The organism is Enterococcus sp. DIV0756 (assembly GCF_051710745.1).
GTDB lineage: Bacteria > Bacillota > Bacilli > Lactobacillales > Enterococcaceae > Enterococcus_A.
This window is the reverse complement of record NZ_JBIOLF010000001.1, coordinates 2,504,417-2,516,952: the sequence shown is the minus strand read 5'-3', so window position 1 is coordinate 2,516,952 and position 12,536 is coordinate 2,504,417. Positions and strand designations below refer to the sequence as shown.

Annotated in this window: 11 protein-coding genes and 1 pseudogene; all 12 read left to right on the top strand. The window is 39.2% G+C overall.

Going from position 1 to position 12,536, the window contains the following annotated elements; genetic code table 11:
- Positions 1-9 precede the first annotated feature (9 nt).
- On the top strand, positions 10-921 hold the full coding sequence (locus IGI44_RS12255) for a PTS system mannose/fructose/sorbose family transporter subunit IID (RefSeq protein ID WP_438787985.1): 912 nt from the start codon (positions 10-12) through the stop codon (positions 919-921).
- 101 nt (positions 922-1,022) lie between these two features.
- Complete coding sequence (locus IGI44_RS12250; protein WP_438787984.1) at positions 1,023-1,394, top strand: DUF956 family protein; 372 nt, start codon at positions 1,023-1,025, stop codon at positions 1,392-1,394.
- Between the two features lie 303 nt (positions 1,395-1,697).
- Positions 1,698-3,458: a PTS mannitol transporter subunit IICBA gene (locus IGI44_RS12245; protein WP_438787983.1), complete on the top strand. Its 1,761-nt coding sequence runs from the start codon at positions 1,698-1,700 to the stop codon at positions 3,456-3,458.
- Positions 3,459-3,545: 87 nt separating this feature from the next.
- Positions 3,546-5,597 carry a BglG family transcription antiterminator gene (locus IGI44_RS12240; RefSeq protein ID WP_438787982.1) on the top strand — a complete coding sequence of 684 codons (2,052 nt, stop codon included), beginning with the start codon at positions 3,546-3,548 and terminating at the stop codon, positions 5,595-5,597.
- Between the two features lie 31 nt (positions 5,598-5,628).
- The gene (locus IGI44_RS12235) at positions 5,629-6,066 is read left to right on the top strand and encodes a PTS sugar transporter subunit IIA (protein WP_438787981.1); all 438 of its coding nucleotides are present in this window, start codon (positions 5,629-5,631) and stop codon (positions 6,064-6,066) included.
- Between the two features lies 1 nt (position 6,067).
- Entirely contained in the window at positions 6,068-7,207 is a 1,140-nt protein-coding gene (locus IGI44_RS12230) for a mannitol-1-phosphate 5-dehydrogenase (RefSeq protein ID WP_438787980.1), read from the top strand.
- A 366-nt stretch (positions 7,208-7,573) separates the two neighbouring features.
- Positions 7,574-8,842 (top strand): M20/M25/M40 family metallo-hydrolase, encoded by a 1,269-nt coding sequence (locus tag IGI44_RS12225; RefSeq protein WP_438787979.1) that lies wholly within the window; start codon positions 7,574-7,576, stop codon positions 8,840-8,842.
- Entirely contained in the window at positions 8,839-9,645 is an 807-nt protein-coding gene (locus tag IGI44_RS12220) for a DUF3100 domain-containing protein (RefSeq protein ID WP_438787978.1), read from the top strand. The genes IGI44_RS12225 and IGI44_RS12220 overlap by 4 nt, the downstream gene beginning before the upstream one ends.
- Positions 9,626-10,114: a hypothetical protein gene (locus tag IGI44_RS12215; RefSeq protein ID WP_438787977.1), complete on the top strand. Its 489-nt coding sequence runs from the start codon at positions 9,626-9,628 to the stop codon at positions 10,112-10,114. The genes IGI44_RS12220 and IGI44_RS12215 overlap by 20 nt, the downstream gene beginning before the upstream one ends.
- A 216-nt stretch (positions 10,115-10,330) precedes the next feature.
- Complete coding sequence (gene nagB / locus IGI44_RS12210; protein WP_438787976.1) at positions 10,331-11,032, top strand: glucosamine-6-phosphate deaminase; 702 nt, start codon at positions 10,331-10,333, stop codon at positions 11,030-11,032.
- A 387-nt stretch (positions 11,033-11,419) separates the two neighbouring features.
- A pseudogene (locus tag IGI44_RS12205) lies at positions 11,420-11,698 on the top strand (CatB-related O-acetyltransferase); the annotation flags it as partial.
- Positions 11,699-11,795: 97 nt separating this feature from the next.
- Positions 11,796-12,503 carry a pseudouridine synthase gene (locus tag IGI44_RS12200; RefSeq protein WP_438787975.1) on the top strand — a complete coding sequence of 236 codons (708 nt, stop codon included), beginning with the start codon at positions 11,796-11,798 and terminating at the stop codon, positions 12,501-12,503.
- Positions 12,504-12,536 lie beyond the last annotated feature (33 nt).

The following is a 12,536-nucleotide window of genomic DNA, read 5'->3' as shown; positions in this document are numbered from 1 at the left end:
AACACGAAAATGGCAGAACAAGTTAAATTAACAAAAAAAGATCGTATTTCTGTTTGGATGCGTTCGACCTTCATTCAAGGGTCATGGAACTATGAACGTATGCAAAATGGTGGTTGGGCATTCTCAATGATCCCAGCGATCAAAAGATTATACAAAACAAAAGAAGATCGTGCCGCAGCTTTAACGCGTCACTTGGAATTCTTTAATACTCACCCATATGTTGCTTCACCAATCATCGGGGTTACTTTAGCGCTTGAAGAAGAACGTGCAAATGGCGCGCCAGTTGACGACGTAACAATTCAAGGGGTTAAAGTTGGTATGATGGGACCTTTGGCAGGTATTGGGGATCCAGTATTCTGGTTCACTGTTAAACCTATCTTAGGTGCATTAGCTGCTTCTCTAGCAATCAGCGGAAACATTCTTGGACCAATCATTTACTTTGTTGGTTGGAATATTATTCGTATGGCATTCATGTGGTACACACAAGAATTTGGTTACAAAGCGGGTTCTCGTATCACTGATGACTTATCAGGTGGACTTTTACAAGATATTACAAAAGGTGCTTCTATTCTAGGGATGTTTATTCTAGGTTCCTTGGTTAATAGATGGGTATCAATCAGTTGGGCGCCAGTCGTGTCTACTGTTAAATTAGACAAAGGTGCCTACATTGAATGGGATAAATTACCTGCTGGAGCACAAGGTATTAAAGAAGCCTTAACTCAACAGGCAAGTGGACTTTCATTGGATAGCTCAAAAGTAACTACTTTACAGGATAACTTGAATTCATTGATTCCAGGACTTTCTGGCTTATTGCTAACACTATTATGTATGTGGTTACTTAAGAAAAAAGTTTCTCCAATTGTTGTCATTCTTGGACTATTCGTGGTTGGTATTGTCTTCCACTTAATCGGATTGATGTAATCATTGGATAAATGCTCGGGTTGATTCCCGGGCATTTTTTACATAAAATAGAGATAGTAAATTATTCATAGTAATTGCTGCATAGAAATGGAGTAGATCAAATGGTTCAATCACTCAATACGAAAGTGGATTTAGTCGTGAAAGCAACTTCGTATCAAGGTTTAACAGATTACGGAAAAATTATGGTTGGTGATAAAGGATTTGAATTTTATAATGAACGTGATGCGAACAATTTCATTCAAATACCTTGGGAAGAGGTCGACTATGTGATCGCTTCAGTAATGTTCAAAGGGAAAAAAATTCCTCGTTATGCGATTCAGACAAAGAAAAACGGAACGTATTCCTTTGCTTCAAAAGAACCAAAAGAAGTTTTAAGGGCTATTCGTAAGTATGTAGATCCAAGCCGTATGGTTCGCTCACTTAGTTTCTTAGATGTGATAAAAAGAGGAATGAAAAATATTTTCAAACGATAATCAAAATAATCATTATTGGACAGGTCAACCATTGATCTGTCTTTTTTTATTCCGACATATCACGAAAATCACATGCTGTGAACGATAATTCAGAGAACCAATGCTCAGAATTATTCCAGCCTTCATATTAAGTAGAAGTAATAATGATTTTATCAAATAGCTTTGCAGCAAAGGGCATTTTAATTTTGGCACAAACTTCTGTGCCAAAGCTCTATCTTCTATTTCTTGAAAGCGGATACCGCAGGATATAAGATAAATATGTAAACGAAATCATTTCATATTATTTCTAAGGAGGAAAAGGAAATGGAAATGCAAGCTACTGGACAAAAGGGTGGACTTAAGGCAAAAGTCCAGCGTCTCGGGAGTCATTTGTCAGGAATGGTCATGCCAAATATTGGAGGCTTTATCGCTTGGGGTGTAATCACGGCCTTATTCATCCCAGATGGTTATATTCCAAATGAACAACTTGCTACGTTAGTTGGCCCGATGCTTTCTTATTTACTGCCATTATTAATCGCTTATACAGGTGGTAGCATGGTACATGGACAACGTGGTGCAGTTGTTGGGGCGATCGCAGCAATGGGTGTTATCGTTGGTTCGGAAGTACCGATGTTCATCGGTGCGATGATGATGGGACCGTTAGGCGGTTGGTGTATCAAGAAATTTGATGACGCTTTCCAAGATAAAATCAAAGCTGGATTTGAAATGTTAGTTAACAACTTTTCTTCTGGATTAATCGGTTTTGTATTAGCAATTGTTGGCTTTTACGCTATTGGACCAGTTGTTGGCTCATTAACAAATATGATGGCGGCTGGTGTTGAAGCAATCATCAATATGCACTTGTTACCACTAGCAAATATCTTTATTGAACCAGCAAAAATCTTATTCTTGAATAACGCGATCAATCACGGAATTTTGACACCATTAGGAATTGAACAAGCAGCAGAAGCTGGAAAATCAGTTCTCTTCTTATTAGAAGCAAATCCTGGACCAGGTCTAGGAATCTTATTAGCCTTCACACTATTTGGTAAAGGAGCGGCGAAATCTTCTGCACCAGGTGCGATCATTATCCAATTCTTAGGTGGGATTCATGAAATCTACTTCCCATACGTAATGATGAAACCTCTTTTATTCTTAGCTGTTATGGCTGGTGGGGTTGCTGGAACATTTACTTTCCAATTGTTAGGTGCAGGTTTACGAGCTGCTGCTTCTCCAGGTTCGATCATTGCGATCATGGCAATGACACCACCTAATGCAATTTTTGCTAACTTAGCCGGAATTGTTGTTGGATGTGCAGTTTCATTCTTGGTAGCGATGATCATTATTAAGTCTGACAGCAAGGAAGATGACTTAGCAGCAACTCAAGCAGCTGTAGCTGATGCTAAAGCTCAAGCAAAAGGACAAGGTGCAGTAAAAGCGGACAATCAAGAAATGTTCGGCAACATCAACAAGATCATCTTCGCTTGTGATGCCGGTATGGGCTCAAGTGCGATGGGTGCTTCAGTATTACGAGACAAAGTGAAGAAGGCTGGTTTAGGATTACCAGTTTCCAATTCAGCCATCAACAACTTGAGTGATGATCCGAATGCTTTGATCGTGACGCAAGAAGAGCTGCATGATCGTGCAAGTCAAAAAGCACCAAGCGCAACCTTTGTTCAAGTGGAAAACTTCATGAACTCTCCACGTTATGATGAGATCGTTGAACGGTTATCAGCCGAACCAACAGGTGACAGCACAAAAAAGCCTCTGACAGATGATGTGGTAGAAGGCTTAGCGGATTACTCAAAGGTCGATCACATTATCTTTGGTTATGATCAAACAAAAGGCTCAGCGAATATGGGTGCCACGATTTTGAAAAAATTATTGAAGGATAACGGGTTGAATTATTCAGTTACAGTGGCCTCTATTGATACACTGCAAGATGAACCAAATGCGTTGATTGTTACAACTAAGGATGAAACGGTTAAGGCAGAACAACAAGCTCCAAGCGCAACGCATGTTCCATTAAATGATTTAGTTGCATCTGAAAAATATGACAAGGTCATTCAAAACTTAAGGAAATAAGTAGTCTTTTTTAAAGAATCGTATTACTCTTAAAGCAGTGGGGATTCTCACTGCTTTTACCCTTTTGAAATTATTGGAGGAGATATTGTGTATTTTTCGATTCGCGAAAAAAAGATACTTTCCCTTTTGTTAGATTATCCGAATGGTATCACCCCAGAAGAATTGCAAGATATTTTACAGGTCAGCAAACGAACGGTTTATCGAGAAATATCAAGTATTGAAAAGACCATCAAATCCCAAGATATTCAGATTATTAAACCTCGCGGCGAAGGCTATCGAATTGTGGGAGAAACCTTAAATCTGGAACGCCTGCAGCAGCAATTAGGCGAAAAGCAGGCGGAGCTCTTTACAGATAATGTGCAGCGTCAAAGTGCAATTGTTTGCTCCTTATTATTGATGGATGAGGAGGAGACGATCGAAGGCTTGGCGATCGATTTTAAAGTCAGTCCAGCAACGATTACTTCTGATTTAGCTACAATTGAAAAAAGTCTAATTGATTATCGTTTGGAGTTGCAGCGTCTCAAAGGGCGCGGCATTCGGATCGTTGGTCGCGAAAAGCAACGGCGTCAATTATTAAGTAACTTGATCTATAACGGTGTCAGTGAATTCGACTTTTTTCAATTTATTGATTCATTAGATGAGGAAAAAAAGACAACCGATAACTTCTTCTTGAATTTATTGAGTCAATCGAGTTTGTTACTGGCACGGACGATCTTTGATCAAATTTCGAGACAGGTATTTGAACAGGTAACGGACAATCAGCTGCAGCGCGTATTGATTCTGTTAGCTCTTTCGATTGATCGAATGTCACAAGAGCGATTTGTAGAAGTCGAACAGGAAAATAAAGCGAAGCCGGAAAGCATGCAAATCGCTAGTCAAATCATGATCAAAGTTGCAACGACACTCAAAAAATCGATTCCGCCACAAGAAGTTCGTTTTTTTGCTTTTCAACTTGAAGGTGTGAACTATAAGAAACCGCAGAATATTTTTATTGATAGTTTTGATGTGGAACTTTCTTATAAAATTAAGGAATTAATTCGTTTGGTATCAGAAACGACGGGGATTGATTTTCGTAAAGATGAACAGCTTTTTAATGATTTATCTGCCCACATGTCAGCAGCTTTAAAACGAAATTTAACTGTTCTTCAAGGAGCGAATAATCCGTTATTGCAAAAAATTCGTGAGAAATATCAAGACTTAACGACAGCGATTATTAAAGAATTGGCAGTTGTTTTTCCAAATCATCAATTTACATCGGATGAATTAGGCTATGTTGTAATTCATTTCGCTACTTCTCTGGAACGTCATCCAAGTGGTCGGGCATTATCTGCCTTAGTCTTGTGCTCCAGCGGGATTGGTACGGCGCGAATCTTGGAAAGTCGAATTCATAAGTATTTGAATGAGATTGAGAGAGTACAGGTAGCAAAGATTTCAGAAATGAATCAATTGGATTATAAAAGTTATGATCTAATTTTAGCGACGGTTTTTTTACCAGGTTTTAATTTGCCATACAAAGTGATTTCACCGCTGTTGTTAGATGATGAGATTCAAGAGATCAAGGAATATAGCCAAACCGTTCATCCTGACAAAGTTCATGAGGCACTGGAGGAACCAGAACAAGAACCCAGCGAAGCCTTTGATGAAATTTATGAGACGATGCGCATCGCCAATAATTTATTGCAAAATTTTGACGTCAGAAACATCCATGCGCGGGAAACAATTGAACTCACGCTAGAAGAAATTATTGACCAATTACAAGGAACAATCGTTACTGATGCTGAAATTGTTACAGACAAAGTGATCAAACGGTATTTAGTAGCACCGATCGGCGTTCCTAACACAAATTTTGCCTTGTTCCATTGTGCGGATGTACATGTTAAAGAACCGTTGTTTACCATTTATGACTTAGATCAGAAGTTTTTGATTCAAGGGATGGATAAAAAAAGCATTGATTTAACACGAGTATTATTACTGTTAGCTCCCGATCCAATGCCTGAGAGCCAGCAAAGTTTGTTAGGAAAGATTAGTAGTTCAGTCATTGAAAGTGATTTAAACACAGAAATTTACAAATTTGGGAATAAAGAAATCATCTATCAGTTGTTGAGTTCTTTATTTGTGAAAGAGATTCGAGAAAATTAGCGCTAGCTTAGAAAAATCGGAGGGAATAGAAATGGAATTACAACCAGAAATGATTTTATTAGACCAAGAATTTACCAACAAGGAAGAAGCGATCCGTGCAAGCGGGCAACTGCTAGTGGACGCTGGTTGTGTGGAAGAAGGGTATGTCGATGCCATGATCGAAAGAAATAAGCTGGTTTCCGTATATATGGGCAACTTTATCGCGATCCCTCATGGAACCGATGAAGCGAAACGCTATGTGAAGAAGAGCGGTATTTCAGTGATCCAAGTTCCAACAGGTGTTCATTTTGGAAAGGATGACACGGAGGATGTAGCAATGGTATTATTCGGAATTGCTGGGATCGAAAATGAGCATTTAGATATCTTACAAAAAATTGCGATTTTTTGCTCGGATGTTGAAAATGTCGTGAAATTAGCAGATGCAAAAACAAAAGAAGAAGTCATTGGCTATCTTCAGGAGGTAGAATAGGATGCAAGCAACACACTTTGGTGCCGGAAATATTGGACGTGGATTTATTGGAGAAATTTTAGCGAAAAACGGTTTTTCTATCGATTTTGTTGATATCAATGAAACGATTATCAACGCGTTGAACGAACGAAACGAATACACGATTCAGCTCGCAGACGAAAGTCAAAGAGAAATTCACGTTTCAAATGTGGATGGGTTGAACAATCAAACAAATCCAGAGGCAGTCATTGATTCAGTCAGCAAAGCGGATATCGTTACCACTGCAATTGGACCGAATATCTTACCGTTTATCGCGGAATTAATTGCAAAAGGAATTCAAAAACGCCGTACTGAAGGCAACACAGCGGAGTTGGATGTTGTGGCCTGTGAAAATATGATCGGCGGTAGCCAATTTTTATTCGAAAAAGTCCAAAGCTTCTTGTCAGCCGAAGATTTAGCATTTGTGGAACAATACATCGGTTTCCCCAATGCGGCAGTCGATCGGATTGTGCCGATTCAACATCATGAAGATCCGCTATTCGTATCAGTGGAACCCTTCAGTGAATGGGTGATCGATGCGACGCAAAGTAAAAACAAAGCCTTGCGCCTTGAAGATGTAGAGTACGTAGAAGATTTAGAGCCGTATATTGAACGGAAGTTATTCTCAGTCAATACTGGACATGCGACGGTTGCCTATACTGGAGCCTACGAGGGGTATCAAACAATTGATGAAGCAATCGCTGATAAACAGGTGTTAGAAAAATTACGTGCGGTACTAGGTGAAACCGGGGATTTATTGGTTCATAAATGGAACTTTGATAAGGAAAAACATTCTGCTTATATTGACAAGATCGTCAGTCGTTTCGAAAATAAATATATTTCCGATAGTATCAGCCGTGTGGCACGGACACCGATTCGTAAGCTGGGCTTTGATGAACGTTTTATTCGTCCAATACGCGAATTAAAAGAACGGGGACTTGCCTACGATAACTTGCTAGATGTAGTGGGAATGGTCTTAAAATACAATGATCCGAATGATGAACAAAGTGTTGAATTGCAGGGACTGTTAAAAGAAAAATCAGCAGCTGAAGTGATTCAACAAGTGACCGATCTGAAGGATGATGAATTAATCGCTGAAATATCAGCAAAATATCAAAAATAATTTTTTCCTCTAACGCGGATAAACAACCGTATTAGAGGTTTTTTGTTTGTAACAAAAGAGGGTGATAAACACGAAACAATATTTCAATTTTCGAAATTTATTAAAAGATTTTTCAAATAAAATTTAGAAAAAGTTTCATTTAATTAATTGCCTGTCGGTTAAATTTAGAAACGTTTGGGAGTGTATAGGATAAAATAGTTCGTGTTTTTATCGGAATACTCTTGATTCTTTCTTTTTAAAAAGATATTATAGACAAAGTTGAGAAATTTCATTTCATGGAGTGCCAAAAAAGTTTGAAGTGAGGTTTTTAAGGATACGCTGTTTATAGTTTGTATTTATTCTTAAAGCACACTAAGGGGGAGTCAGATGACAACGTTTGCTGAGTATTATGATCATTTGAAAGCATTTACGGAGGACTTATTTTTACATCCAGAATTAGGTTACAAGGAACACCACACCTCAGAAAAGGTGATTAGAGAATTGAGACGAATCAATCCATCGGTTGAATTTTCGAAATTTTCAGAAACTGGGCTTAAAACATTTTTATCAAGAGACAAGAAACGAACGATGGCCTTTATCGCGGAGCTGGATGCTGTTTATGCACCCACACATTTTCAAGCGGATGCTGAAACGGGAGCAGCGCATAATTGCGGCCACTTTACGCAAGTCGCAATCGCGTTGGCTTTATACGATCATTATGTTAAAACCGAGAGCTATAAAGAGCTAGACTTCAATCTGTGCTTTATCTTTGTACCGGCAGAAGAATATTTAGATCTGGATTTTCGCAAGGAGCTTCGAGATGCTGGTAAAATCCAGTTCTTAGGCGGTAAACCAGAAGCAATGTCCTTAGGGATTTTTGATGATATTGACTTTGGTGTCTGCGTTCATGCTATCGGTGAGGTATTTGAACGTCCGACGATCGAAGTGAATTGTGATTTAGCAGGATTTTTGTACAAACGGTATCATTTTTCGGGAAAAGCAGTTCATGCTGGTTTTGATCCTTTTTCAGGCATCAATGCCTACAGCATGTCGACATTATTCAATACAGCGATCGGGTTGAGTCGACAACAATTTAAGGATACAGAATCGATTCGAGTCAATCCCATCGTAATGGACAGTGATATGTCGACCAACGTGATTCCGAATCATATTACTATCGGAACTGATTTACGCTGTAAGACTTTAGAGTATATGCCGGAGGTTGCGCGCAAATTGGATCGTGCAGCTCAAGGAAGTGCCTATGCTTTGGAGGGGGAAGTGGCGATTGAAACAGAGATGGGCTACCTGCCTTTTGTTCAGGATCGCTATTTAAATAGCTTCGTGGAACGGGCCTTTGCGAAGTTTGACAAGATTCCGGATATTATTGACGATCGTGGTGGGATCGCTGCTGCTGGTGATATTGGTGACTTAGCATTTATGATGCCTTGTATCCAAATCAGTTATGGGGGCTTTGAAGGTACGATTCATGGGGATGATTTTAAAATGATTGATCCAGAATTTGTATTAGAGACGTTTCCAGAATTTTTGACGGAAGTTTTAAAAGAAATGTCAGGTAATTTGGATGAAAGCCAATTTTATCGTCGTTCATTTAAAGAATATAGAGAATTGATTGATTCAATCGGAGGGAATGTATGAAAAAGCAATTGGTGTGGTTAGTTGGTTTCGTAGTGGTAGTAGTAACTGTTGCAGAGTTGATTGGGATGCAGTTTATTTCGTTAGGTAATACGACGATCACGGTTTTACCACTGGTGTTTTCTGTGTTACTGGCAATGTTGTTTGGGTTGCCGATGCTTCGTAAGGGGCTTGTTGCTAAAATCTACTCAAAAAGTAATATTCAGTTTTCAGCAAAGTATTTACTCTATATTATGTTGCCGTTAATGGCGCGCTATGGGGCTGATGTTGCACCTAGACTGAAAGAAATTTTGACTGTTGGTTGGGTTTTCCTTTTCCAAGAATTAGGAAATGTTGGAACGGTTATTATTGGGCTGCCTGTCGCACTTATGTTAGGGCTACGTCGAGAAGCAATCGGGGCGACATTAGGCTTAGGACGTGAAGGGGAATTGGCGTATATTTCTGAAAAATATACATTGGATTCAGCTGAAGGTCGTGGCGTGTTGTCACTCTATTTAATTGGTACACTATTTGGCTCAATTTTCTTTAGTATTTTTGCACCGATTATGGCTGGACTAGGGTTTGACTATCGGGCATTAGCAATGAGTTCAGGTGTTGGTTCAGCCAGTATGATGACAGCAGCATCTTCATCATTGATCGCATTGATGCCAGAAAATGAAACGACGATCGCAGCCTATGCAGCTGCAAGTCAATTATTAACGAGCTTTTTAGGAACTTACACAATGGTCTTTATTGCGGTACCATTGCAGCGTTTTATGTACAATTTATTGACAGGAGGATCACGTCGTGGAAAAGAAACAGTCTAACGAATACATCAAAATATCACTAGTTTTATTACTGAGTATTAGCTTGATCTTGTTTACTCAAGGAATCAAATTGCTTAAAAATCCAGCTTCTACTCCGATTACGTTTAACACGATTCAAGGCTTAGTTGTCCTTTGGGCTTTTTCAATGATCGGCGTATTTATTTCAACCTTGGTGAAGAAAACCAATATAAAAATCCTAGCTGATTTTCCAATTTTAGGTTGGGTATCCTTAACCTCTTTATTCTTCTGTCTGCTTTCTGATTTTTTTGTTCAAGCAATTGCGGGTGTTGACTTTTTATCGATCACTACTCCGATTTTGGCCTTTGCTGGTCTATCGGTCGCGGATAGCTTGATGGATTTGCGGAAGACTTCATGGAAAGTCGCCATCGTTGCGGTATTTGTTTTTATCGGAACCTATCTAGGTAGTGCGGTTATTGCCCAAATTGGTTTGTATTTAAGTGGAAAATAAACGTTCATAAGTAATGTCAGGAACTTCAGACCAGAAGAAATTCTGTTCTGGAGTTTTTTGAATAGAAAACTCTTTACCTTCCCGCAGAAATTGACGATAATGGCTTTAGGCAAAGATGATAGAAATTTAATAATTTGGTCTAGACATTTTTATTGAAAAATTCGTTGATCGGTGTTAGAATTGGTGTATACCAAATTGATAAAGGAGCGTTTAACCATGAAAGTAATTCGTGTGAAAGATGCCAACGAAGGCGGAAAAAAAGCATTTGAAATCATCAAAGATGGAATGGAAAACGGCGTAAAAGTATTAGGACTAGCAACAGGCAGCACTCCTGAAACCTTATATAAAGAAATGACAACGAGCGATTTAGATTTTTCAGACATGACTTCTGTAAATTTAGATGAATATGTTGGCTTAGATGGATCAGACAATCAAAGCTATCGTTACTTCATGAACGATCATTTATTCAACAAAAAACCATTTAAAGAAACTTTCGTACCAAATGGAAAAGCTGAAGATTTAGAAGCTGAATGCAAACGTTACGATGAAGTGATTGCTGAACATCCACTTGACTTGCAAGTATTAGGAATCGGCCGTAATGGACATATCGGTTTTAACGAACCAGGAACACCATTTGATGTTACTACGCACGTGGTTGAATTAACAGAATCAACAATTGAAGCCAACAAACGTTACTTTGATAAAGTTGAAGATGTTCCGACTCATGCATTATCAATGGGAATTGGCTCAATCATGCAAAGTAAAAAAATCTTGTTGATGGCTTTCGGTACAGACAAAGCTGATGCAATCAAAGGCATGATCGATGGTGAAGTAACTGTAGATCTACCTGCAAGTGTTTTACAAAATCATGATGATGTAACAGTGATCATCGACGAAGACGCAGCAAGTAAATTATAATTGTAACCAATAAAGTGCCGAGGAAAATTCCTTGGTACTTTTTTTGCGAGTTCCACTTCGTACTTCACGTACGTTAGTGGAATCGTATACGCGGAGATAATAAAACTCATTTTTTCGCTTTTTGGAAAAATGAATACATAAAATGAGCTAGTTGTCAGTTCTGCTTTTCGCAGAACTAAAGCTTCAAATCTAACTATCAATGCTTGAAGATAAAGAAGTCAAGCTGTTTAGCAGAATGATATGCGAAGTGAGAATCAGCTTCATTTTTCATGGGTTTCGAAAAATGAATTCTGGCCTACGAGCTAGCTGTCAGTTCTGCTATTTTATGAAGAGTAGCAGTTAGACAAAGAACAGGTGACTTCGGCTTGGGACAATAAAGGCGATATCATCATCGGAAATGATGTCTGGATCGGCTATGAAGCAACGATTTTATCCGGTGTAACAATCGGAGATGGCGCGATCATCGGGGCAAAGGCAGTGGTGACGAAAGATGTTCCAGCCTATAGCGTAGTTGGCGGTGTTCCAGCGAAGAAAATCAAACACCGATTTGATTCGGAAACGATTCAGAAATTGCAGCAGCTCAAATGGTGGGATTGGCCAGATGAAAAAATTCGACAAGCGATCCCCTATTTGAAAAATGGTCAGATCGATCAATTGTTTGAATAAGCGGTGCGAGCTCAGTCGGTTACACTGCTGGGCTTGCTTCTTGTTCTTCCTTTGGCTATAGTGAACACTAGAAAAGTTAGGCGGAGGATTTAAAAATATGCGTTTAGATAAATTTTTGGCGGAGGTCGGCTTAGGTAGCCGCAAAGAAGTCAAGCAGCTGATCAAAAAGGGTCAGATCAAGGTGAACCAGCAAACTGAAAAATCAGATAAAAAACAGATCGATCCAGAGAAAGATCAGGTTGAGTACCAAGGTGAAATCTTACATTATCAAGAGTTTTACTACTATTTATTACATAAGCCGGCTGGTGTCGTGAGTGCCACAGAGGATAAGCATGATCAGACCGTGATGGATCTATTTTCACCAACCGATTATCGCAGTGATCTTTTTCCAGTGGGACGTTTGGATAAGGATACTGAGGGGCTATTATTAATTACCAATGACGGCAAGCTGGCTCATGATTTGTTATCGCCTAAAAAGCATGTAGAAAAGGAATACTTTGCTAAAATTGCTGGAGTGATGACCGCTGAGGATCAGCAGCGTTTTGTTGAAGGGATCATGCTGGATGGAGAGCTGACGTTGCCAGCAGAATTAATCATAGACGAAACGAATTCAGAGACCTCGCAGGTGCGGATTATTTTACATGAAGGAAAATTTCATCAGGTCAAACGAATGGTCAAAGCCTGTGGGAAAGAAGTCACCTATTTGAAACGAATTCGGATGGGAGAACTGACTTTGCCGCAAGCTTTAGCCAAAGGGTCTTATCGCCCATTGACCGCGGATGAGTTGCAAGGATTAAAAGGTTAAGTGAGCGCTCTTTTTTGTAGCCGTGCTATACTA

Excerpts from the sequence above, each read along its gene's own strand:
- IGI44_RS12200 (WP_438787975.1), top strand. The coding sequence starts at position 11,796 with ATGCGTTTAGATAAATTTTTGGCGGAGGTCGGCTTAGGTAGCCGCAAA.
- IGI44_RS12235 (WP_438787981.1), top strand. The coding sequence starts at position 5,629 with ATGGAATTACAACCAGAAATGATTTTATTAGACCAAGAATTTACCAAC.
- IGI44_RS12230 (WP_438787980.1), top strand. The coding sequence starts at position 6,068 with ATGCAAGCAACACACTTTGGTGCCGGAAATATTGGACGTGGATTTATT.
- IGI44_RS12245 (WP_438787983.1), top strand. The coding sequence starts at position 1,698 with ATGGAAATGCAAGCTACTGGACAAAAGGGTGGACTTAAGGCAAAAGTC.
- nagB (WP_438787976.1), top strand. The coding sequence starts at position 10,331 with ATGAAAGTAATTCGTGTGAAAGATGCCAACGAAGGCGGAAAAAAAGCA.
- IGI44_RS12255 (WP_438787985.1), top strand. The coding sequence starts at position 10 with ATGGCAGAACAAGTTAAATTAACAAAAAAAGATCGTATTTCTGTTTGG.
- IGI44_RS12225 (WP_438787979.1), top strand. The coding sequence starts at position 7,574 with ATGACAACGTTTGCTGAGTATTATGATCATTTGAAAGCATTTACGGAG.
- IGI44_RS12250 (WP_438787984.1), top strand. The coding sequence starts at position 1,023 with ATGGTTCAATCACTCAATACGAAAGTGGATTTAGTCGTGAAAGCAACT.
- IGI44_RS12220 (WP_438787978.1), top strand. The coding sequence starts at position 8,839 with ATGAAAAAGCAATTGGTGTGGTTAGTTGGTTTCGTAGTGGTAGTAGTA.